The 22,733-nt window shown below is 49.4% G+C and carries 19 protein-coding genes; 15 read left to right on the top strand and 4 right to left on the bottom strand.

Annotated features, from left to right (window positions below; genetic code table 11):
• Positions 1-74 precede the first annotated feature (74 nt).
• The 7 genes from SC206_RS16380 to SC206_RS16350 all read left to right on the top strand — a co-directional run bounded on the left by SC206_RS16380 (position 75) and on the right by SC206_RS16350 (position 7,197).
• Positions 75-1,085, top strand: coding sequence for an autoinducer 2 ABC transporter substrate-binding protein (locus SC206_RS16380; protein ID WP_332738726.1), 1,011 nt, complete (start codon positions 75-77; stop codon positions 1,083-1,085).
• Positions 1,086-1,170: 85 nt separating this feature from the next.
• A complete protein-coding gene (locus tag SC206_RS16375) occupies positions 1,171-2,655 on the top strand; it encodes a sugar ABC transporter ATP-binding protein (protein ID WP_332738725.1) in 1,485 nt (494 codons plus the stop codon).
• Positions 2,648-3,646, top strand: a complete 999-nt coding sequence (locus SC206_RS16370; protein ID WP_332738724.1) for an ABC transporter permease — start codon at positions 2,648-2,650, stop codon at positions 3,644-3,646. Before SC206_RS16375 ends, SC206_RS16370 begins: the two co-directional genes overlap by 8 nt.
• On the top strand, positions 3,646-4,686 hold the full coding sequence (locus SC206_RS16365; RefSeq protein ID WP_332738779.1) for an ABC transporter permease: 1,041 nt from the start codon (positions 3,646-3,648) through the stop codon (positions 4,684-4,686). Before SC206_RS16370 ends, SC206_RS16365 begins: the two co-directional genes overlap by 1 nt.
• Before the next feature lie 172 nt (positions 4,687-4,858).
• The gene (locus tag SC206_RS16360) at positions 4,859-5,719 is read left to right on the top strand and encodes a MurR/RpiR family transcriptional regulator (RefSeq protein ID WP_332738722.1); all 861 of its coding nucleotides are present in this window, start codon (positions 4,859-4,861) and stop codon (positions 5,717-5,719) included.
• Between the two features lie 175 nt (positions 5,720-5,894).
• Complete coding sequence (locus SC206_RS16355; protein ID WP_332738720.1) at positions 5,895-6,470, top strand: hypothetical protein; 576 nt, start codon at positions 5,895-5,897, stop codon at positions 6,468-6,470.
• Positions 6,471-6,723: 253 nt separating this feature from the next.
• Positions 6,724-7,197, top strand: a complete 474-nt coding sequence (locus SC206_RS16350; protein WP_332738718.1) for an NUDIX domain-containing protein — start codon at positions 6,724-6,726, stop codon at positions 7,195-7,197.
• 177 nt (positions 7,198-7,374) lie between these two features.
• Here the strand turns inward: SC206_RS16350 and SC206_RS16345 are convergent, their stop codons facing one another.
• The gene (locus tag SC206_RS16345) at positions 7,375-7,869 is read right to left on the bottom strand and encodes a glutathione peroxidase (RefSeq protein ID WP_332738717.1); all 495 of its coding nucleotides are present in this window, start codon (positions 7,867-7,869) and stop codon (positions 7,375-7,377) included.
• A 654-nt stretch (positions 7,870-8,523) separates the two neighbouring features.
• On the opposite strand from SC206_RS16345, the gene SC206_RS16340 reads away from it, so the two are divergent.
• Entirely contained in the window at positions 8,524-9,990 is a 1,467-nt protein-coding gene (locus SC206_RS16340) for an FAD/NAD(P)-binding protein (protein ID WP_332738715.1), read from the top strand.
• Entirely contained in the window at positions 9,987-10,859 is an 873-nt protein-coding gene (locus tag SC206_RS16335; RefSeq protein ID WP_332738713.1) for a permease, read from the top strand. The genes SC206_RS16340 and SC206_RS16335 overlap by 4 nt, the downstream gene beginning before the upstream one ends.
• Positions 10,860-11,310: 451 nt before the next feature.
• Here the strand turns inward: SC206_RS16335 and SC206_RS16330 are convergent, their stop codons facing one another.
• Genes SC206_RS16330 through SC206_RS16320 form a run of 3 tightly spaced genes read right to left on the bottom strand, consistent with a single transcriptional unit; the run spans position 11,311 to position 14,875 of the window.
• Positions 11,311-13,008 carry an ABC transporter ATP-binding protein gene (locus tag SC206_RS16330; protein ID WP_332738712.1) on the bottom strand — a complete coding sequence of 566 codons (1,698 nt, stop codon included), beginning with the start codon at positions 13,006-13,008 and terminating at the stop codon, positions 11,311-11,313.
• Positions 13,009-13,884 carry an ABC transporter permease gene (locus SC206_RS16325; RefSeq protein ID WP_332738711.1) on the bottom strand — a complete coding sequence of 292 codons (876 nt, stop codon included), beginning with the start codon at positions 13,882-13,884 and terminating at the stop codon, positions 13,009-13,011.
• 1 nt (position 13,885) lies between these two features.
• On the bottom strand, positions 13,886-14,875 hold the full coding sequence (locus SC206_RS16320) for an ABC transporter permease (RefSeq protein ID WP_332738710.1): 990 nt from the start codon (positions 14,873-14,875) through the stop codon (positions 13,886-13,888).
• Between the two features lie 350 nt (positions 14,876-15,225).
• Between SC206_RS16320 and SC206_RS16315 the strand changes: the two genes are divergently transcribed.
• From SC206_RS16315 to SC206_RS16290, 6 genes are all read left to right on the top strand, one after another.
• A complete protein-coding gene (locus SC206_RS16315) occupies positions 15,226-17,361 on the top strand; it encodes a hydantoinase/oxoprolinase family protein (protein ID WP_332738708.1) in 2,136 nt (711 codons plus the stop codon).
• Positions 17,358-19,028, top strand: a complete 1,671-nt coding sequence (locus SC206_RS16310; protein WP_332738706.1) for a hydantoinase B/oxoprolinase family protein — start codon at positions 17,358-17,360, stop codon at positions 19,026-19,028. Before SC206_RS16315 ends, SC206_RS16310 begins: the two co-directional genes overlap by 4 nt.
• Positions 19,029-19,044: 16 nt before the next feature.
• Positions 19,045-20,649: an ABC transporter substrate-binding protein gene (locus SC206_RS16305; protein ID WP_332738704.1), complete on the top strand. Its 1,605-nt coding sequence runs from the start codon at positions 19,045-19,047 to the stop codon at positions 20,647-20,649.
• A gap of 273 nt (positions 20,650-20,922) precedes the next feature.
• Positions 20,923-21,219, top strand: coding sequence for a hypothetical protein (locus tag SC206_RS16300; protein ID WP_332738702.1), 297 nt, complete (start codon positions 20,923-20,925; stop codon positions 21,217-21,219).
• Positions 21,200-21,529 (top strand): biofilm development regulator YmgB/AriR family protein, encoded by a 330-nt coding sequence (locus SC206_RS16295; RefSeq protein ID WP_332738700.1) that lies wholly within the window; start codon positions 21,200-21,202, stop codon positions 21,527-21,529. Before SC206_RS16300 ends, SC206_RS16295 begins: the two co-directional genes overlap by 20 nt.
• 515 nt (positions 21,530-22,044) lie before the next feature.
• The gene (locus SC206_RS16290) at positions 22,045-22,338 is read left to right on the top strand and encodes a hypothetical protein (protein WP_332738698.1); all 294 of its coding nucleotides are present in this window, start codon (positions 22,045-22,047) and stop codon (positions 22,336-22,338) included.
• Positions 22,339-22,733 lie beyond the last annotated feature (395 nt).

Genomic DNA, 22,733 nt, shown 5'->3' with positions numbered 1-22,733 from the left:
CACCAAAGACAGCGACGTATTTAATGCTAATCAGAACGATGCGCCACTATTAATCATAATTAAGGGGTATCAACATGAATCGCCGCAATTTAGTTAAATTAATGAGTATCACGACGGTATTTTCTATGGCCGTGGGCCTGAGTTGGCCAGCCATTGCCACCGCCGCCGAGGCCAAAACCATGGTGACGGTGGTAAAAGAAGCCGGCGTGCCATGGTTCAACATTCTTAATCAAGGCCTCGAGGAAGGCGGCAAGCAGTTTAATCTCGACACTTCAATGGTTGGCCCAACCCGTGCGGATCCTGCGCAGCAGGTCAAATTAATCGAAGATCTGATTGCCAAAAAAGTCGATGTTATCGGGCTGGTTCCGCTCGACACCAAAGTGACCGCGCAGGTGGTTAAACGCGCGCGGGAAGCGGGCATTATGGTGATCACTCAAGAAGGGCCGAATCAGCCTGGCAAAACGTGGGACGTTGAGCTGATGAGCGCGCAGGGCTACGGCGAAGCGCAGATGAAATCTCTTGCACGCGAAATGGGCGAAAAAGGTGACTATGTCATCTTGGTAGGAACATTAACGACGACCGGCCACAATCAGTGGGCCGACGCGGCCATTGCCTATCAGAAAGCGCACTATCCCAACATGAAACTTGCCGCCGATCGCTTTCCGGGCGCAGATTTTATCGACGAGTCAGAACGCGTAACGCAGGATATTCTCAAGGCTTATCCTAATGTTACCGGCATTATGTCGATGGGTTCCAACGGTCCGATCGGCGCTGGCAACGTGCTGAAAAAACGTCATCTCGAGAAGAAAATTGCCTTGGTCGGCACCACCATCCCTTCTCAGGCGCGGGCTTATATTATGTCGGGCGTGATCCGTGAAGGCTTCCTTTGGAGTCCTAAGGAGGCGGGTCTGGCAATGACCGCCGTCGCTCGTCTGGCGTTGGATAACACCAAATTTGAAACCGGGATGACCATTCCGGGACTGGGTAAAGCTACCGTCGATAACACCAACAATGTGATCATGGTGGATCGCATTCTGGCGATTAACAAATCCACGATCGCAGAACTGATCAAGCTCGGCCTCTAACACCCTACTTTCTACACAAGATCTGGCTTGGCCTTTTATGGGTTAGGCCAGCTTGCCTGTACCCTAATTATAGAGGGCTAGTGCAATGTCAGTGTTTATGCAATTGGATGGAATATCTAAGATTTTTGGCGGTGTACACGCGCTTTCAAACGTTAGTCTGTCCCTCGAAGAAGGTGAGGTACACTGCTTGTGCGGGCAAAATGGCTGTGGAAAGTCCACGCTTATCAAGGTGATGTCGGGAGTTCACCAGCCAGAGCCGGGCGGCGTTATCACCATTGCCGGCAACGTTATTTCTCCCCTGACGCCCGTTGAGAGTACGCGGCTTGGCGTGCAGGTTATCTATCAGGATCTCTCCCTTTTTCCGAATTTGACCGTCGCCGAAAACATCGCCATTGGTCAGCATGTTGGCGGGCTTAAACGCGTTAACTGGAAAAAAGTTCAGCAGACCGCGGTTGAAGCTCTTCAGCGCATCGGCGTTTCGCTGCCACTCGGTGAAAAAGTGGCTAACATCTCGATAGCCCAGCGTCAGCTTGTCGCCATCTGCCGTGCTATGGCGGCGAATGCGCGGCTGGTTATTATGGATGAACCCACCTCTTCGCTCACTCGACATGAAGTTGATGCCCTGCTGCAACTGACGATGCAGTTAAAAAGTCGCGGCATTACGATTATTTTTGTCAGCCATCGTCTCGACGAAGTTCTGGAAATCGCCGATCGGGTTACGGTGATGCGCGATGGCGTGATGCTGGGCACCTACGATGCCAAAGAGATGTCTGACCGAAAACTGGCAACCTTAATGACGGGTAAAGAGTTCAGCTATCAGTCAGTGGCGAAAGATCGCCCCACTACGGAAACGGTGCTGGAGGTGCGCAATTTGTCACGCCCGGGGGAGTATCAGGACATCAGTCTGGACATTCGCCGTGGGGAAATCCTGGGTCTCACCGGGCTATTGGGATCGGGCCGCACGGAGCTTGCATTAAGCCTGTTTGGCCTGACCCGCCCTGAAAGCGGTGAAATATTTCTTCACGGTCATGCCGTGAAACTGCGCTCGAATCGCGATGCGATTGAACACGGCATCGCCTATTTGTCCGAAGATAGGCTTGCTCTGGGGTTGGTGCTCGAACAATCGATTAGCGCCAACATTACCCTTTCCGTGATTGAAAAATTGGTCAACAAAGCGGGATTAATTCGCGACGACCTTTACGAAACCACCGTGCGCCACGCCATCGAGGAGCTGACGATCAAGGCGGGCAATCCTGAAAACAAGGTAAAAACCTTGTCCGGCGGCAATCAGCAGCGCGTAGTTCTCGCGAAGTGGCTGGCGACAAAACCCAAACTTCTTATCCTCGACAGCCCAACGGTTGGCGTAGATATCCATGCCAAAGACGGCATTTATGCCATCGTCAGAAAGCTTGCCGCTAGCGGCATTGCCATCATCATGATTTCAGACGAAATCCCCGAAATTTATTATCACAGCGATCGTGTTCTGGTGATGCGTGCCGGCAGGCTTAATGGCGAATACATTCCCGGACGCTGCTCGGAAGAAGAGTTGAAGGAGGCTGTCAATGCGTGATTTTATTCAACGATTCGTGCACACGCATGAATGTCGACTACTGATTGTCATGACGGTCATGGTCGTATTGCTGTCCGTTTTTACGACTGAATTTGCTACCTTGCAAAACTTGCTGGATATCCTGAGTTCAACGGCGTTTATCGGCATACTGGCCGCCGGTTTACTGGTCGTGATTATCACCGGCGGCATAGATTTGTCATTTGCCGCGGCGGCCTCGATTACGCAGTTCGCGGCGCTGACTGTCGCCAACCATTTTGGTATCGGCTGGATTGGGGTATTCGTCATCGCCATAGGCTTGGGCATTGTTTTGGGATTAATCAACGGCCTGCTGGTGAATACGCTTAAAACCTCGGCACTGATTATCACGATTGCCACGTTGAATGTGTTCTTCGGAATTTTACTGACCGTCACTGGCGGCGCCGACATTTTCATGTTGCCAGAGTGGTTTACCAATGGATTTGAGCTGGTATTCCACACCGACGCCCAAGGCGTAACCTACGCGCTGAATTTCCAAATCATCGCGCTGGTTCTGGCATTTGTTGTGACTTGGTTGCTGCTTAACATGAGCAATACAGGCCGGCAGATTTACGCGATGGGCGGGAATCCGGACGCCGCTCAGCGCGTTGGATTCAACGTTTATCGGCTAAATATGCTGGTTTACGGCTATATGGGAGCACTGGCGGGTTTTGCCTCTTTAGCGCAGGCGCAGCTGGCGCAATCGGTATCACCTACCGCCCTTGTGGGTCGCGAGCTGGACGTAGTGGCAGCGGTTGTCATCGGTGGCGCGAGCCTGATGGGCGGAGCAGGTACGGTGCTCGGAACCGTGTTGGGGCTGGCGCTTATTGCCATAATGCAGAACGGCCTGATTTTACTCGGAATTTCATCCTACTGGTCCATGTTTAGTACCGGTCTGGTTATTATTGCCGCCATGATCATGATGGCGAGAGAAACCCGCAAACGTCACAAGCAGGTCCAACCAGGAGCAGCATGATGAAACATAATCAAAAAACGCTATTGGGAAACATCGAATATCGTTTAGGCACAAACAACGTCCGACTGCTGTTGATGCTGGCTTTGATGGTTGTCGGACTCGGCCTGCTCGAAGGCAACAAACTCTTCGGGGCCGCAGGGTTGCGATCCATGGGTTTCCAGCTTCCTGAACTCGGCTTTCTTGCCCTCGCCATGATGATTCCGATGCTCTCCGGCGGTATTGATTTGTCTATTATTGCCACGGCAAATCTTTGTGCGCTGACGGTCGCCTACACATTGACGCACTTTTTGCCTGAAACACAGGGCCTTTCCTGGGGATTGCTACAGGTTGGAGCAATCCTCGTTGGATTACTCCTTGCGGCGTTGGTCGGGTTAATTAACGGCATTTTAGTGGCTTATTTGCGCGTCCCTCCTATGCTCGCGACATTAGGCACCATGACCGCCGTCAAAGGGCTGGCCATTGGTTTAAGTCACGGTAACGTTATTTCAGGTTTCCCCGCGCCGGTGGTATTTATCGGTAATGGAACATTATTTGGCGTTCCCTTCGCCCTTATTATCTTTGCCTTGGCCATTATTCCCTTGAGTATCTTCGTTAATAAGACGCCATTGGGTAATTCTATTGCCATGATCGGTTCAAATGAACGCGCCACTCAGTATTCTGGAATTAATACCCGCCGCAGTCTGGTATGGGTTTATTTAATTTCCGGACTATTGGCCGGCGTCGCGGGAATTATAATGATGGCACGTTTTGACTCCGCCAATGCGGCGTATGGCGAAAGTTATTTACTGGTCGCTATTCTTGCAGCCGTGCTCGGCGGTGTCGATCCTTTGGGCGGATTTGGCCGCGTCAGTGGCGTCATACTTTCACTGCTTATTTTGCAGTTGATGTCGACCGCATCAATTCTTCTTGGACTCAGCCAGTTTATTACCTTGGCATTGTGGGGCGCCATCCTGCTTCTGGCATCGGGCGGCGTCGTGGTTAAAGACTGGCTGAGCGAAAGATCGAAAGCCAGAGCGGCGACCAACGCGTATAAAACGTAGCTTCTATGTTTACGCCGTCAATAAGTAAGGCGTTGATTAACTTGACGGCTCATCATGACCCAGTATATTCCACACGTTCTACACTCATGTGCCTGGGGAAAAAATGGACCCTTCCCCTACGCCATGATATCTTTGTTAATTAACAGTGGGTTATAAATAGATGAGGCATTCCATGGTCAATCGTGCAGATGAGATAAGCGCCATTGGCCCACGGTTGCGCATGATGGTCTCCGTCCTGACCTCACTTGAAACGAAGCTGGTCAATGCCGTTTTGTCGAGCGAGTTTGATGAACATGTTGCGCTCAAAGACATGGCCATTCGCTGTGAGATGTCCCAGGCTATGGTTGTCAAGACTGCGAAAAAATTGGGCTTTTCGGGATTCAAAGAGCTGCGAACGCTGGCCGCCAAATATAATCGCCTGCCTATTACCGAGATGCACAAAGAGCTCTCACCCACGGATACAACAAGAGAAATAGTCACCAAGGTTTTCAGAACCTCCGCGCAGGCGCTGGAAGAAACGTTAGCCATTCTGGATATGAATGCTGTCGAACGCGCCGCCGAACTGTTGGCAAATGCGCAGCAGCGAGATTTTTATGGTTTCGGGGGATCGTCACAAATCGCTCGCGATTCTGTGCATAAATTTCTTCGTATCGGCGCGCGAGCTACTGCCTATGATGACCCTCACATGATGCTGATGTCCGCCTCGCTGCTGGGTAATAAAGATGTCGTGCTGGCTATTTCGCACTCCGGCCAGACTAAAGATATTATCGAAGCGGTGAAGGCTGCTCAGGCCAATGGGGTGCCGGTGATTGCCATTACCAACTCCTTTGGATCGCCGCTCGCCAATATGGCTGACATTGTGCTCAGTTCGACGGCGCAGGGTTCGCCGTTAACCGGTGAAAATGCCGCCGCCCGCATCGCTCAGCTCAACATTCTGGACGCCTTGTTCGTGGTCGTTGCACAAAGAGACTATGCTCATGCAGAACAACAAATTAGCCGAACCATGATGTCCGTGGCGCATAAAAGAAAATAGCCAATCCAAGTCTTGATTATTACTTCTTCTCACGTGTTTACAGCAACAGTTGGGGATGATTGACGGCTTTGTGCTGGCAAATCCTGGTATAAGTCTGCCAGCTTTGGATGAAAGTAGGCATGAGCGAAAAGCGGAAGACCTGCCAGCTCAGACCGCCCTATTCAGGAGGTTTTAAATGTGTCTTAACGAAAAATATTTGCCCGTCTATCAGTTCAGCGAGAAACATTCGCTGCACATCATGGCTCCGCACGCGGACATCCTAACAGCAGTACTAAATTTCCGTCCTCAGGAGGATTGGCTCTTCCGATACGCCACGGCAGTCCGTGAATTACCCATCCGTTTACTGGACGTGATACAGGGACGATCTGCTAAGTCACGACCATCGTTTGGCATGGAAAATTTTACATTACTTGAAAAAAACGGCGTTCTAGAACTGGTATTCGGCTTGGCTGGAAAGTTTTGGCAAGCAGACTACGGTCAAACAACGATATCAACTGCATCGGACTTCCTCGCATTTAACAAGTCCGGCACTGCCAAACTCGTGCTCAGCTTTACCGTTGAAAAGCTCAACGAAACGCATACTCGATTGACCACGGAAACTCGGATATTTTGTCTGGATAAAGAAGCAAAACGCAGCTTTACACCTTATTGGTATCTTATCAGGCCGATAAGTGGCTTGATAAGATTAAGAATATTGAAAGCGATCAGCCACAGTGTCCGCAATGAAATGCCTTCAACTCCAATAAATTAGTTACCGTCTGGTGAGGTAAAATACGAATATTGTAATTTCAGTCTCTCTTCGGCAGAATTTGACTATTAAACGCATTAAATCACAACGCAATTGCAGTAAGAGACATTTCAAGAAGTTTTGAATTTAAAGACGATACGCTTTGATTTACTCCCAAGGCCAGACGGGCAAAAATTGGAAATCCATGACGATGATTTGCCTAGTCGCCTCAGTGCCTGCATTAAGCATCCTTTTGATAAAATGGAGTTTTTTAGAGATGGATGATTATATCAAATACATAAGAAACCTCGTCGGCCATGCTCCCATAATTTGCGTAGGGACCAGCGTAATCGCAAAGAATGACTCAGGGTTGGTCTTATTTCAGCAACGTTCAGATAATGGCTTATATTCGTTTCCTGGCGGGATGTGCGAAATGGGTGAGTACACTGAAGATACTGCGAAAAGAGAACTCTTAGAAGAAGTGGGCATTGTTGCCGATGAACTAACGTTATGCGGCGTGGTGTCAGGGCAAAATAACTACTATCAATATCCAAACGGAGATGAAGTCCACAATATTACGCTCGTCTATGCTTGTAATGTTGGCCCTGCACAGGCAAAAGCCTTGTCAGAAACCAAAGCTATTAAGTGGATATGTTTTGATGAATGCTCCACGCTCGAGCTAAGTCCTCCAACGCAAGTTATGATTACTACACTCAATCAAGAAATTAAAAACATTCTTGATAATTTATAGCCAGTATTGAAGTGGGTGATTTACTTCCCGTTACCTACAGCTAAATATAGTAGATCCGCTTAAGGCACAAACTTGCAGATAATAGTAGCTGTCTATACGCCACTTAACTTGGTATCTCACATGCCAATTAGCCCAATATCGGCGCAGTACTTGCCCCCATGAAATGAATGGTTCGGATTACAGCAACACTTTGCTTTCGAGCGCAGCAACGATTGCGGCTTCGATTTTCTCCGGGGTAGAGATCGGTGCAAAACGCTTGAGCGGTTTACCGTCGCGTCCGACCAGAAACTTGGTGAAATTCCATTTGATTCGCCTGCCCAACACGCCGGGCAATTCATCCTTCAGGTAACGAAATACCGGGTGCGTTGCGGCACCGTTGACATTCACTTTCTCGAACATCGGGAAACTCACACCGTAGTTGATATGACAGGTCTGGGCGATTTCTTCGGCACCGCCGGGTTCCTGCTTACCAAACTGGTTGCAGGGGAATCCAAGTATCACCAGTCCCTTGGCAGCGTACTTTTTATAGAGCGTTTCAAGGCCTGCGTACTGTGGCGTGAATCCGCAATGGCTGGCGGTATTAACCACCAGAACCAGCTTGCCAGCGTAGTCGGCCATAGAAATGGGCTGGCCACTTAAACTGATGGCATCGAGTTGATGAAAGTTTGTCATGTCGGAATCCTCAGAGCAGAACCCGTTCGACGTCGACATTGCCACGCAGCGCGTAGCTGCCGAGCACACGCCGTAGAGCATCTCTTCATAGACTCGTTCCTCTGCTGTTTTTTATGTGACGGTGTAATCATTGCCCTATCCAGCCATTAACATACTCGCCGCGTGAAGGGCCAAAATGCATCACCTGTGTTTCAGAAAGTTTTGAAAAAGAAATTTATTCTACTATACCAAGTTGTATTACTACTGCTATAAAAAGCAGAAAATTTAGTTTCGACTAGATACTTTTACAAGGGCAATTACATTGAAGGAAATGATATAAATAATTCGATATATAAATAATTATATAGCGAAATATTTAGCACAAACTTCCATATTCATTGATTTAAAAATATATTCTCATCTGATAAACCCCCCGCCATGTCACTTATTGACTTTTTTATCCAGACAAATTAAGAGCTGCGAATTATGATATAATCACTTGATTTTTATTGTTTTTATTTATCAATTGCCATCTTAACTTCCTAAGTAACACCTTCTTTATTTTTTGACAAATAATTTTTATTGATTGATAAATATGTGAAAAAAATTTATTTCACTTAAGTTTAGTAGTGGTGATATATAAGAAAAACATATGGAAAATCGAGTGAAAGAGTTGTGGATGAGTCATTGATTGTTGACATTGCTATTGTAGGGTTAGGGGCAACAGGTGTTAGTTTACTCAGCCAGATTCAGGATGAAGTTTACAACATCAATAATGCAAAGAGGCCGACAATTGCCGTATTTAATCCCTCCAGCAGCTTTGCATCAGGAAAAGCATTTGGTGATGCTGATACTTTGCACAAAGTTAACACCCCTCCATGGATGATGTCCGTCACCAACATGGAGCCTGATAAATTTGGTCATTGGCTTCACAATAAACTAAAACAGCCTTCAGGTTGGCCTGCTAGATTGGAATATTCTCAGTTTATAAGTCAGGCATATCATGATATTCGTTTAGCCGGCATTTTAAAAATCCATGAATATAAAAATAATGTCATCGCTATAAATAGGCATGCTTGCGGCTTTAGCATTACTATGGAAGGAGGAAATATTATACTCGGGCGTAAGGTCGTAATGTGCTTAGGAGCACAGGCGGCCGAGATATTTCCTGGTTTTAAAAAAACGCCTGGTTTTATTGAGCACCATCTGGATTACCAACCTGATAACCAAAGGCCGCTGATTATAGCAGGGAGTGGATTGACGGCAATTGATGCATTTCGTTATGCGTGGGCTAAGGGAAAAAGTAACATACACTTATATTCTCGTCGTGGTTATGCTCCAACTTGCTTAACCGAAATGAATAATTATTCGCCAATCCACCTCAACTGGCGAAATATTGTGGCTAACAGTGAGAAGTCAAACAATGCATTGCAAACTTTTACTCAGCTTTTGCGTAAGGAATATTCTGCATTAGGCGGGAAAGATGAATTTAAACAGGCGATGAAACTTCTTTGGGCAGGTAAGCAAAAAAGTTATTTTAAATATCTTCAAAGTCGTGCTGAAAATGCTGATCTTCCGTGGCAGGATGTACTCGTTTCAACGCGACCTTATATGCACAAACTTTGGAACGCAATGACACTGACTCAACGCCAAAAATTCAGCTCAGAATATGGTGCTCTTTGGGCAGCATGGCGTCACCCTATTCCGCAAGAAGTGTTTAGTGAGATGATCCAGGCATGCGGTGACGGACGCTTGCAGCTTCATCAGTCAATTTCAGAACCAAAATATGATAACGGGCAGTTTGTTTTACTTACGAGGCAAGGAAAAATTTCTGCTAACTATTTCTGGGATGCGACTGGAGGGAGTCAAAATTTAGAAAAAATGGAGGTACCTATCCTAAAAATTCTTATCAAGAATAAAATGGTTGAAGCTCATCCTTGTGGGGGGATAAACATCAACCCTCTGACTTATGAATGTATAGTGGGTAATTATCCTACTCACGGTCTTTATAATCTCGGCCCTTTAAGCAAAGGTTGCTTGTTTTCTACAAATGCATTTTGGTTTAATGCTCGCTGTGCTGAAAACTGGGCAAAGCAATGGGCACTGAGTTATGTTAATAATGCAGAGAGGGAGCGCTCGTGACTATTTTTTTACCCTTGTTATATCTTGCTGCTGGCTGGATTGCTGGCCAAGCACCCTTTGACATAAAAAATGTAATATCGAAGCTGTTAACCAAATTAATTATACCTATGGTCATTATCTTCAACATTGCGACCAGTTTTCGCAGTATGGGGTGGATCATTATTGCCACTGCTTTAGCCATGTTGACTTTACTCGTGGTAAGTAAAATATTTTCTCGCGATCCCGTGATGAATTTGTGCTTCAGCTACCTCAATATAGGTTGGCTAGGTCTTCCGGTGGCGAGTGCTTTGTTCGGCAATCAAGCTGCGGTAATTATTATTGCAGCCTATGTCGGCAGTTCAATAGTGGGAAATTCCGTTGGGGCAAGCATGTTATCAGGCAAAACGCTTAACCCACTAAAAATTCTGAAAACACCCCCAGTCCTCGCATTAATGATAGGCATTCTACTTATCCCTTTTAGTGATCAGGTTAAGCACATCGGCAGTGAATTATATCAGATAGCCAAATTTCTAATGAGCTTCCTTGGAATGGCAGTATTAGGAATTTGGCTATCGAAAGTTAACGTGGGATTAGATGATTTCCGACAGGAATTGAAACCTTTCTTTCAGCGGGTTTCAGTGATGGCTCTATTAATAACTTTGTTATTGTTGCTCGCTCATGCAACACACCAAGCTTTGATCACTGATAACCCCGCCACTCTTTATTTACTGTGTTTATTACCGCCCGCTGCAAATATAATCGTTCTTGAAACGCATTATCTTGGCAGCGGCCGCTCAGCACGCCCTATCACCTGTGGAACCTGCATTAGTATTGTTGCAATTGCCGTTTATGCGGCCGTAGTAATAGGAGGCAGGATGATTGTCACCTAAAGTAAATAATGTCGGCTGAGCTTTCAGATAATAAAAAACACCCTTTTAGCTTAAATCAGCGCGATCCAGACCGTAAACGCTATCCATCGCGCCCGGCGCCATCTGCGACACTATCTGCATTCGGTTCTAGGCGTTGATCATTGCAATGCTGAAGGTCAGCTCTGAAATCTCCACTTCAGATAAGTGCTCACGCAGTTCGCTGTACAGAGCTTCGCTTACCCTCAAGTTTTGCCTCTTTTACATGCATATCAAGGCAGCAACACGGGCTCCATGTGCGCGCCCTTTTAACCTAGTATGCACAGTCACAGAAACGTTACGGGCTGGTGATCGCTTACACCAATGTGCAATCGCCTGAACAGGCGCAGAGAATTTTGCAGCGTGTGGCGGTAGAAACCCGCGCATTGTTGCAACCTTAACGGTGCCTTTTCTGCTGTGGGATTTGTCAGCCTCCTCAAGCAATTTCCTGCTGTTGGTTATGATGATTGAAATGTTCTGCCCCAAGCGCCGAGAGCAATTCCTGAGTGTAAGGATGCTGCGGCCTGTTCCAGACGGTTTCCACCTCGCCGGACTCGACAATTTTACCCTTTTGCATCACTAAAACCCGATCGGCCATATAGCGCACTACGTCGAGATTGTGCGAGATAAACAGGTAGCTCAGGCCAAGTTCGTGTTTCATCTCCAATAATAAATTAAGGATTTGCGCCTGAATCGACACGTCGAGCGCCGACACCGCTTCATCACAAATAACCAGCTCCGGTTGAGTAATTAACGCTCGAGCGATGCCGATACGCTGCCGCTGACCGCCGGAAAACTCGTGAGCAAAGCGCTCAAGGCTTTGACGCGGAAGCCCAACGCGATCGACCATGGTCGCTATTCGCTGTTGGCGCTGCTTTTTATCTTTGACGCCGTTCACTTTCAGCACTCTGTCGAGGATCCCGCCTACCGTCTGGCGCGGATTCAACGAGGCATAAGGGTCCTGAAAAATCATCTGCACTTTGCTGCGCAGTAACCCAAGCTGCGATTCTTTCAGCCCAACAGTGTCCGTGCCGTTTAACAGAATCTGCCCGCTGTCGGGATTGACCAAATGCAGGATTGCGCGGGAGAGCGTTGATTTGCCGCAGCCGGATTCGCCCACTAACCCTAGCGTTTCGCCTTTGAATAAATCGAAATTTACCTTGCTGACCGCGTCAACTCGCTGGCCGCCCTGCGTATAGGAAACGTTGACCTCGCGTGCGGAGAGTATCGGTTGTGACGCGGCGGTATGCGCCAATGACGGAAAGCTCAACGTTGGTGGCGTGAATAAAGTAAACAACGGCTCGCCCTGCCCTTTTCCGGCGCGTATCTCCGTCAGCCTGCGCTGGCGGTAATGCAGATTAGGCTGATAGTGCAAGGAAGCGGCCATAAGTCCGCGGGTATATTCATGCTGCGGATGGGCAAACAGTTCGGCAGTTAAATTCTGCTCAAGCTTGCGCCCGCCGTGCATCACCGCAACCTCATCGGCCCATTGTGACATCAGCCCTAAATCGTGACTTATCATCAGCACGCTCATCGACATCGATTTTCGCAGCTCATCAATAAGGGCCATGATTTTTCCCTGCACCGTGACGTCCAGCGCGGTAGTTGGCTCGTCGGCGATCAGCAGCTTGGGTTCACAGGCTACCGCCATGGCAATCATCACTCTTTGCCGTTGGCCGCCCGAAAGTTGATGCGGATAAAAATCGACACGCTTTTCTGGATTAGGAAGCTGTACTCTTTCGAGCAGTTCAATCGCCCGGCTCCTTGCCATTCGGCCCGTTAAGCCGAGATGCTCGCGCAGGCTCTCGATAATTTGCTCTCCCACGGTATGCACAGGGTTTAACGAAGTCATAGGCTCCTGAAAAACCATGGCAATCTCGTTACCGCGTAGCGCGCGGAGTTGACGCGGTGGCAGCGTTATAAGATTTTGCCCCTCGTAGGTAATCGCGCCGCTAACCTGTGCATATTCGGGCAACAGCCCGAGGATCGAAAGTGCAATGGCCGATTTCCCACAACCAGACTCTCCCACCAGCGCCAGCATTTTTCCGCGTGCCAGCGTCAAATCCAAACTGTCGACCGCCTGATGCTGACCAAAGCGCACGCCAAGTCCCTCAATCGATAATAGCGGGTTCATTTAGCGCTCCCTTAAACGAGGATTAAAGGCGTCGTTTAACGCGTCGCCTAATAAATTGAGGCCAAGAATGGTGATAACCAGCGCCAGCCCGGGCTCGGCTGTTAGATACCAGGCGCTGCGCAGCATTTCTCGACCACTGCCGATCAAAAATCCCCAGCTGACTTTGTTAGGATCACCTAGTCCCAGAAACGACAGCGCCGACTCCATTAAAATCGCCGAGGCGACCATCACTGAGGAAGTGACGATAATCGCGGGCAAGGCATTAGGCAGGATTTCCTGAAAAATAATCCGCCATGACGAAAAACCTTCCGTGCGCGCTGCCAGCACGAACTCGGCATTACGCAGAGTCCGAAACTCGGCTCGTACCAATCGTGCCACGGTCGGCCACGAGGTAATGCCTATCGACAGCGCGATGAGCGTTACCGAGGGCGTCGAAATGGCCAGCAGGATAATCACCAGCAAAAAAGAGGGCATGGTCTGGAACAATACGGTGAAGCGCACCAAAATGTTGTCGGTGATGCCGCCAAAATAGCCGCCGATGCTGCCAATCAAAATCCCGATGACCAGCCCAATGACGGTGGCACTCACGCCAATTAAAAGCGAAACGCGAGCACCATGAAAAATCCCGGCCATCACGTCGCGGCCCATGGCATCGGTGCCTAGCGGGTAAGTCGCCTCGGCGCCCGGCAACAGTAAAGGAGTGGCAATCATGTCCAGCGGGTCACCGGGAAAAATCCAAGGCGCCGAAACGGCCATTAACATTACCGCTAACAAGATAAGCAAACCGACAACGCCCGCAGGATTACGCAGCAACTGGCGTAGCACGCTTCGTGGGCGAGCACGGGTTGCGAGATGAGGTTCAGGAATAACCGTCATATCAACGCACCTTAATTCGAGGGTCGAGCGCGGTATGGATCAGGTCGACCAAAAAATTAGCCGCCAGCACCAGCAGTGAAGAGAAGAACAGAATGCCGAGCAGCACGTTGACGTCACGCGCCATTACCGCGTCCAGTGCCAAACGTCCTAATCCCGGCCAGGAAAAGACCGTTTCTACCACCGCCGCGCCGCTAAGCAGCGTGGCAATATGTAATCCCGCGACGGTGACAACCGGAATAAGCGCGCAGCGCAGCACGTGACGCACGGTAACCCGTAAGGGTGAAATCCCCTTGGCTTTGGCGGTACGCACGAAATCCTGATGGGCTATTTCCAGCATTGATGCCCGAGTCAGTCGTGAATAAATGGCAATAAAGAAACTGGCAAGTGAAAATACCGGCAAAATAGCATGGCTTACACTGTCTTTAACGGTTTCCCAGAATGAAAGCTGGGCGCCAATAGTGATATTTCCGCCGCTCGGCAACCAGCCTAATTGCACGGAAAATAATACCAGCAGCATTAGACCAATCCAGAAGCCCGGTAAGGAATAGAGCAGCAGCGTAAATAAGGAGAGGAAACGATCGGGCCATTTCCCCACAAATAATGCCATCACGACGCCAAATACTATTCCGAAGGCCATGGCAATAATTTGTGCGGCTAACATTAATCCTAGCGTGGCGGGCAGGCGTGAAAAAATAAGCGTGGTCACCGGGGCATTAAATCGTGGGGAGAAGCCCAAATTACCGTGCAGCACGTGAATAAACCAATTAATAAATTGCTGCCATGCCGGAAGATTAAGCCCGTATTGATCGCGCAGTAACGCCATCGACGCGGCGCTTGCTCCTCCTGACTCTCCCGCCATAACGTCGACCGCGTCACCGGGTATCAGATGAAGAATAACAAACATGATCAGCAGAATACCCAGCAAAGTCGGGATCACTTGCAGCAACGTTCGCCCGACCAGCGCCAATAGCCAGTGTTGTTTTTCCAGCATAGTTTATTGACTTCCCAGCATAGTAAATTGACCGGTAGAATAAAAAACAGAGTGAAAAAGAGTACCAGCCGACGAGATCGAAGCTTAATGCTTAATCTCGCTTTGCTTATATCAGAAATTAACTATTTACGATTACCAAAAAAATTAAATAACGCAATCCGTATTAATACCGCCTAATTAATTTAGCAATGTTAATTATTCGAAGATAATTTAACTTAAGCCGTCCGATAACACTAAAACGCATTCTCTTAGTCATTATCTTGCTTTGCAAACCCAAAAAAATCAGTAGTCAGCCCAAACGTTATTTCAGTTAATTGAGCGTTGAATTGACTATTAATTAAGGCCAGAGAATGTCTGATACGGATCACTCCTTCATCGAAACAGCTAACCAGAGAAATCGCCTGGCAGTAGATGTGGGTGGCACATTTACTGACGTGGTGCTGATTAGCGGCGAAAAACAGTTTTCTTCAAAAGTATTAACCAGCGCCGATGCGCCAGAACGCGCGGTACTCAACGGCATTGAAAATGTGCTGCAAGATGCTGCGCTGCAATTCGCCGATGTGGATTTGCTGATCCTCGGCACAACGCTTGCCACCAACGCCTTGATCGAACGTAAAGGGGCGAAAACCGCATTGATCACCACTGCCGGCTTCCGTGACTTGGTCGAAATCGGGCAGGAAGACCGGTTTGCCCAATACGACGTATTCTTGCAAAAGCCGCTGCCGCTGGTTGAACGTCAATGGCGCTTTGGTATTGAAGAGCGTATCGACGCGCAGGGAAAAGTCAGGATCGCGCTCAACGAGCAGCAGGTGCATGAGCTGGCCGACCAGCTCGAGAGACTCGGCATAGAAAGCGTGGCGATTGGTTATCTGCAAAGCTTTGTGAATCCGCAACATGAAAGACGTACCGCCGAAATCCTGCGCGCGCGACTGCCGGAGGTGACTTTTTCGCTGTCGAGCGACGTTTGCCCCGAAATTCGCGAGTATGAGCGACTCTCTACCGTTTGTGCCAACGCCTACGTACAGCCGCTGGTGGCCGGATATCTCTCTCGCCTGCGCCAGCAACTTAGCCTTCGCGGGCTACGCGTGCCGCCCTTCCTGATGACCTCCGGCGGCGGGATCACTACGCTGGAAACCGGTATTGATGAACCGGTAAGACTGGTCGAATCCGGGCCAGCGGGCGGCGCAATCCTCGCCAGCAATATCGCCACCCAACTCGGTCTGGAAAAAGTATTGTCGTTTGATATGGGTGGCACCACGGCAAAAATCTGCTTTATCGATCAGTTCCAGCCGCAAATCTCGCGCAGTTTTGAGTTTGGTCGCGTGCATCGTCACCAGAAAGGCTCGGGTCTGCCGATTCGCATTCCGGTGATCGACCTAGTCGAAATTGGCGCGGGCGGCGGGTCGATTGCGCGTATCGATACTCTGTCGCGATTACAGGTCGGCCCAGACAGCGCCGGTTCTGCGCCGGGACCGGTGAGCTATAACCTTGGCGGCGAAAACGTCACGATTACCGACGCCAACGCGCAGCTGGGTTTGCTCGATCCCGCGACCTTTGCCGGCGGAAAAGTCGAACTTAATGTGCCACGCGCTGCCGCCGCGCTAAATGAGCAAATTGCCGCGCCGCTTGGCCTCAGCGTTGATAACGCCGCGTTGGCGGTCACTGAAATTATCGCCGAGAACATGGCAAACGCCGCTCGCGTTCACGCCAGCGAATCCGGCAAAGCCGTAGAAGATTACACCCTGATTGCCTTTGGCGGTGCCGCGCCACTGCATGCTGCCCGTCTGGCCGCCAAGCTGGGAATCAAAAAAGTAGTGATTCCGCAGGCCGCAGGTGTCGGTTCTGCACTGGGTTTTTTATGGGCACCCGTTGCCTATCAGGCCGTGCGCAGTTTTTATCAACGACTGGATAAACTGGACTTAGAGGCTGTGGGCGATTTGCTCGCCGAGCTTAGCCAACAGGTGCGTCAGGTGGTCGAGCAAGCCGATACCGCTGCGCCGGTCAGCATTCAGCGAAGCGTCTATTTACGCTATTCCGGTCAAGGTCACGAGGTGCCGATTGCGCTCGACGACGGCGAGCTGAGCGCGAGCTCTCTTGAGGCACTGCATCAGCGCTTTACCCTTGCCTATCGCCAGCTCTATGGCCGCAGCCTGGATCACGTTGCGGTTGAAGCAATAAGCTGGACGGTTACCGCCAGCACCCCGGCGCCGCTTATCAACGCGCAGTCTATCGCGCCTCACCCTGCTCCCAACTCTCTCGCCGACCTGCCGCAGCGAGAGGTATTTTCCGCTCGCCAGCAACAGCGTATTCGCGTGCCGGTCTATCGCCGCGATCAGCTTTCAACCCGTCACGCTGCCGCAGGCCCGCTGCTGGTTGTTGAAACTGAAACCAGCACTTGGGTAGAAGAAGGCTTTTCAGCGCAGATCACCGCCGAAGGCCATCTCGTTTTGCAACAGCACATCACGGCACAAGGATCACCATCATGAGTCAGAACGTCATTCAACATCAGGTGATCTGGAATCGCCTGATTTCGGTCGTTGAAGAGCAGGCGCAGGCGCTAATCCGCACCGCTTTCGGCACTTCTACCCGCGAGGCCGGCGACCTTTCTGCCGGCGTGTTTTTACCCGATGGCCGTATGGTGGCGCAGGCCGTGACCGGTACGCCGGGCCATGTCAATTCAATGGCCGATTCGGTGCTGCATTTTTTGAACGTGTTTCCTGTCGAAACCCTCAAGCCGGGCGACGTGCTGGTCACCAATGACCCGTGGAAAGGCACTGGCCACCTGTACGATATCGTCATGGTCACGCCCGTATTTTATCAGGGAAAGCCTGTCGCGCTGTTTGCCTCAACCCTGCATGTCGTGGATATCGGCGGATTGGGTCCGGGACCGGATGGCCGTCAGATTTATCACGAAGGCCTGTTCCTGCCAATTATGAAGCTTATCCACGGCGGCGAACTGGATCAGAATGTGTTGTCGATAGTCAAAGCCAACGTCCGCGAACCCGAACAGGTCGAGGGAGATTTCTTCGCGCTGGTAGCCTGTAATGACGTCGGCGCACGCCGCCTCATCAGCGTGCTCGATGAATTCGCCCTTCCCGACCTGCTCGACGCGGGTGAATACATTCTTGATCACTCCAAACGGGCGATGCTGGCGGCAATTCAGGAATGGCCGCAGGGCAGCTGGGATGCCGAAATGTGGGTGGACGGCTATGGCGAGCCGCTGCTGCTGAAGGCAAAATTGACCGTCGGCCAAGACGGCATCGATGTCGATTACACCGGTACCTCGGGATTTGTCGCCAAAGGCATCAACGTCGTAAAAGCCTATACTGACGCCTACACCTCGTTTGGTATCCGCTGCCTGATTGGCTCGGACGTGCCGAATAACTCTGGCTCGCTGGGGGTGATCCGCGTCTCTGCGCCGGAAGGCTCCATTCTCAATGCTCCTTATCCTGCCGCGGTGACCTCGCGCCATATCATCGGCCAGATGCTGCCTGACGTGGTGTTTGGCTGCCTGCGTCAGTCACGTCCGGGCGAAGTTCCGGCCGAAGGATCGTCTTGCCTGTGGAATATCCAGCTTTCCGGCGGCCATGTATTGCCAGGTTACGACGCGCAAAGCTTCCTGTCACAGCCGCGTTTTTCGATCACCAGCTTCTCGACCGGCGGCACCGGCGCGCGTCCGCATCTTGACGGCCTCTCAACGACCTCTTTCCCCAGCGGCGTGCGCAACGTGTCGCTGGAAATCCTCGAATCGATCAGTCCAGTGGTGTTCTGGCGGAAAGAATATCGCCCAGACTCCGGCGGTGCGGGTCAACAGCGCGGAGGTTTGGGGCAGATTATTGAAGTTTCACACGGACAGGATGCCCCGATGGCGCTGGGTGCGGCGTGGGATCGCATTGACTTCCCGGCACGTGGCGCAGAAGGCGGCAACGCGGGCGCACCCGGTCGCGTTCGTTTGTCTACGGGCGAAATACTTTCCGGCAAGGGCCAGCAAATCATTCCACCGGGCGCGCATTTAATCGTTGAAACGCCGGGCGGCGGTGGTTTGGGCGCACCCTCCGAGCGCGCGCGCGCCCGCATCGAACGTGACGTAAGAAACCAGCTGGTGAGTGCAGAGGCTGCCTACCGCGACTATTCCATCAAAAATAATGATTAATGGAGCAACATTGAAAATGAAGCTTTCTACTTTTCGTCGCAGCCTGTGTGCCGTGACGTTATTGGCCAGCCTGTCGGGGAGCGCCGCTTTTGCGGAGACAGTGCAACCTCAGCACGGCGGCACGCTCAATCTCGTGCTGAGCTATGAACCTCCGGCGCTGATTTCATTAACCACGGTGGCAACGCCGGCGCTGAGCGTCAGCGCAAAAGTGACCGAAGGCCTGCTAAGCTACGATTTTGACCTAAAACCCAAGCCGCAGCTGGCAACGCGTTGGGAAATCAGCCCGGACGGCACACGCTACACCTTTCACCTGCGTCCTGACGTGAAATGGCAGGATGGACAGGATTTCACCTCGGCCGACGTCGCCTACTCGATTGAATTGCTCAAAAAGGTCCATCCGCGCGGTTCCAGTACCTTTGCCAATGTCACCCAGGTAGAAACGCCGGATCCGCTGACCGCAGTGATCGTATTGTCAAAACCGGCTCCGTATCTGATTAAAGCTTTCGCCGCCGCCGAATCGCCGATTATTCCGCGCCATATCTATGAAGGCACCAACGCGTTGACCAATCCAAACAACAATGCCCCGATAGGTACTGGGCCCTATATCTTTGAAAAGTGGGTGCGCGGCAGTTACATCCTTTATAAGCGTAACCCGAATTATTGGGATCATTCCAAACCCTATCTCGACCAGCTGGTGGTCAAGTTTATCCCTGATGATGCCGCACGCTCGGCAGCGTTTGAAACCGGAGATGCCGATCTCGGCTATCGCACGCCGGTGGCATTGAACGATGTTGCCCGCCTGAAAACGTTGCCAAAGCTCGGCTTTGAGACCGTGGGTAACAGCTACTCGTTTAACGTCACGTCGTTGCAGTTCAACCTCGACGATGCGCATTTTAAAGATCTGCGCGTCAGGCAGGCGGTGGCGCACGCCATTAATCGCAATATTATTTTACAGGTGGCCTACTTTGGGCTCGGGCAAGTGACCGCGTCGCCTATCGCGCCCGGCCTGAAAGAATATAGCGACCCGTCTCCATCGCCGTATGACTTTGATATCAAAGCCGCTAATACACTGCTGGATCAGGCAGGATATAAAAGAGCCGCCGACGGCACGCGATTTAGCGTGACGCTGGATTACAATCCTATCGCCGCAGATATCTACAAAACGGCGCAATATATCCGTTCGGCGCTGTCACCGCTGGGTATCAAGGTTAGCTTGCGCTCTCAAGATCTCTCAACCTTCGTGCGACGAATTTATACAGACCGCGATTTTTCTTTCACGGTGAATGGCCACAGTAATTTGTTTGATCCTACCGTTGGCGTACAGCGCGTTTTCTGGTCCAAAAATTTCCGCAAAGGCGTGCCGTTCTCCAACGCGTCTGATTATCATAATCTAGAAGTGGACCGCCTGCTCGAGGCCGCGCAAACCGAAAATGATCCGCAGAAACGGGTGGAAGAGTTCCGCCAGTTCCAGCAAATAGTCAAAAAGGATTTGCCGAGCATTGACCTGATTTCACCGCAATTTATCACTATTCGTAATCAACGCGTTCATGATGATTCGGTCACCGCCGACGGAATAGAAGGCAATCTGTCAGACGTTTGGGTAGACAAGAAAGCGCCATAACGTTTCACTTCAGACGGTTGCCAATAATCGGAACGTCGCCATTAAACAGCAGCATGGGGTGTTGAAAGGCACCTCTGCTGCATAAACGGTTAAAAAACTTACCTTAAATTATACAACTCATGATCTCTGTATAACTTTCATGTATGATCCCCGTCATAGCAATTATCCAAAACCCATAACAATTATCCGAAACCACTTTCATCATAAGCTCGAACAATTTGACATCGCTGTCTGTGGCTTATAGTAAATTTTCAACGATTTAGAGCATCTATCATGGAAATTGACGAAAACGATTCAAATTTAAATGATACTCTCATCGGGGATGCCGTTTTGACGCTTCTTCAAGCGGGTAAACCCGTTACTGTCGATGGGTTAGTGAGTCAGCTCAAACTTACCGCACTGAATACAAAGAGCAGTATCATAAAAAACACCTGTGAACACACCATCACAGCGTTACAAAACAGCATTGGCACTGCCCAGAATAATAAAAACTACTTTGTCCGAGATGCGGATAACGTACTTGTGCAATTTTCGAATGAGGGACAATTTCGTGGGAAAAAGAACCATTAAGTCTTCCGAGCCTGATTTTATTGCTCAAACAGAACAGATTAACGATGCAGTGCTGAATCAAGACTCAAGCGCTGCCAACACGATTAAACTCGATCGAGTTCCTCATCATCTCAATCGACACTTCAGTAGCGTTCGCGAGGCCATCGGTGCGATTGCACAAGAATTGGTCTTGACCCGAGGTTATCTCACTAACAAAGACATTCTATTGCAGCTGATTGTCATGCTGGAGCTGACCGAAAGCGTGTCTCAACACGAGATATTAAGAACGGCGTTAAAATTGGTTGCGGCTGGAACACCTGACGACGCATAACCAAATAGCCAATTGAATCAGTAAAATAGTGATACTTAGGCAGTAAAAACATGCGCTTAAGTATCACTGATTTACACAATCAGATAATCATCGAACCTATCAGCCCCTATTTCACCTGCACGTATACCTCCATACCGTAATGCTCGCCTTCCTGGCCGTAGGCTGAATGATCATCATGCTCGACATTAAAGCCACTTGAAGTGTGGTTGACTGCCAACCTAATTCATCAGTTATATTTAATTGTCCTGAGGATTGATGGCATTCATAATTAACAAATTATTGCAAAATGACGCATTTAGTATTAATCCTATAAAATACACAATTATTATCACTACGCTTGAGTAGGGGAATTATTTAGACGGCTCTTTCGGCGTATCAAGCATTAATAAGCTAATCGTTAGAAAATATCATAGATGAAAAAATAACAGGCTCTTAATGCGTCATTTTATTAATGCTTTATCTCATTAAATTTTTTACTCCATTAAACATTACTTAAATAAATGACAGGGTGAAAAATGAAACTGACATTAGATATGATTGCTCTGGGGCTAGCGTTGTATGAAAATCCTGAAGGATTTTTTCTGTATCTCAAGAATGAGCTGGAAAATCAAAGTCAAAGCCCACCGTATCAGAAAGTGACTATTGAAAATGTCGTCAATGACATGAACATGGCGATAGACTTTTTCATGAAGGATCGGGTGATTGCTAAAACAATAGAAAACTCGCCTAAAAGGCGCATTGAAATAGAGGCTATTATTGATGAAATAGAAAATTATAATTTCCCTCAAGCCTGCGGATCAATTCATTAGCAGATTAATTATAATTATTTTGTTTAAATTTTATAATCATCATTTATTCGCCAAGTTATTTCACCTTAAGTGTGTGGGATTATTCATCTAGCCTGATTGTCGACCAGAAATAAGATATTTTGTTGATTTCCGCAAACTTTATAAAGTTCCTTTAATTTTCAGGGGTAATATGGTTTACGGTTTCAACAATAAGGGTTGATTGGTCAAGGGATTTTGACCTTAAATCTTTAAGTTCAAGTTCAAGTTCAAGTTCAAAAGCATGCGCTTCGCTTACTGCGCGGCGGCGCAGACCGCCTCAAGGATGTTCCTAAGCGAACACCCTTGAGAATCCCGCGCTTTTTTTCCACAGTTGTAACTTGAGGACTAAATTCGTAGATCTTTCCAGATACCACAGC

The organism is Rouxiella sp. T17, assembly GCF_036663475.1.
Classification (GTDB): domain Bacteria; phylum Pseudomonadota; class Gammaproteobacteria; order Enterobacterales; family Enterobacteriaceae; genus Rouxiella.
Note: the sequence above shows the minus strand (reverse complement) of the source record. Positions and strands in the feature narration are given on the sequence as shown.

Coding starts and splice junctions, on each gene's coding strand:
- SC206_RS16380 (WP_332738726.1), top strand. CDS start 75: ATGAATCGCCGCAATTTAGTTAAATTAATGAGTATCACGACGGTATTT.
- SC206_RS16375 (WP_332738725.1), top strand. CDS start 1,171: ATGTCAGTGTTTATGCAATTGGATGGAATATCTAAGATTTTTGGCGGT.
- SC206_RS16370 (WP_332738724.1), top strand. CDS start 2,648: ATGCGTGATTTTATTCAACGATTCGTGCACACGCATGAATGTCGACTA.
- SC206_RS16365 (WP_332738779.1), top strand. CDS start 3,646: ATGAAACATAATCAAAAAACGCTATTGGGAAACATCGAATATCGTTTA.
- SC206_RS16360 (WP_332738722.1), top strand. CDS start 4,859: ATGGTCAATCGTGCAGATGAGATAAGCGCCATTGGCCCACGGTTGCGC.
- SC206_RS16355 (WP_332738720.1), top strand. CDS start 5,895: ATGTGTCTTAACGAAAAATATTTGCCCGTCTATCAGTTCAGCGAGAAA.
- SC206_RS16350 (WP_332738718.1), top strand. CDS start 6,724: ATGGATGATTATATCAAATACATAAGAAACCTCGTCGGCCATGCTCCC.
- SC206_RS16345 (WP_332738717.1), bottom strand. CDS start 7,869: ATGACAAACTTTCATCAACTCGATGCCATCAGTTTAAGTGGCCAGCCC.
- SC206_RS16330 (WP_332738712.1), bottom strand. CDS start 13,008: ATGAACCCGCTATTATCGATTGAGGGACTTGGCGTGCGCTTTGGTCAG.
- SC206_RS16325 (WP_332738711.1), bottom strand. CDS start 13,884: ATGACGGTTATTCCTGAACCTCATCTCGCAACCCGTGCTCGCCCACGA.
- SC206_RS16320 (WP_332738710.1), bottom strand. CDS start 14,875: ATGCTGGAAAAACAACACTGGCTATTGGCGCTGGTCGGGCGAACGTTG.
- SC206_RS16315 (WP_332738708.1), top strand. CDS start 15,226: ATGTCTGATACGGATCACTCCTTCATCGAAACAGCTAACCAGAGAAAT.
- SC206_RS16310 (WP_332738706.1), top strand. CDS start 17,358: ATGAGTCAGAACGTCATTCAACATCAGGTGATCTGGAATCGCCTGATT.
- SC206_RS16305 (WP_332738704.1), top strand. CDS start 19,045: ATGAAGCTTTCTACTTTTCGTCGCAGCCTGTGTGCCGTGACGTTATTG.
- SC206_RS16300 (WP_332738702.1), top strand. CDS start 20,923: ATGGAAATTGACGAAAACGATTCAAATTTAAATGATACTCTCATCGGG.
- SC206_RS16290 (WP_332738698.1), top strand. CDS start 22,045: ATGAAACTGACATTAGATATGATTGCTCTGGGGCTAGCGTTGTATGAA.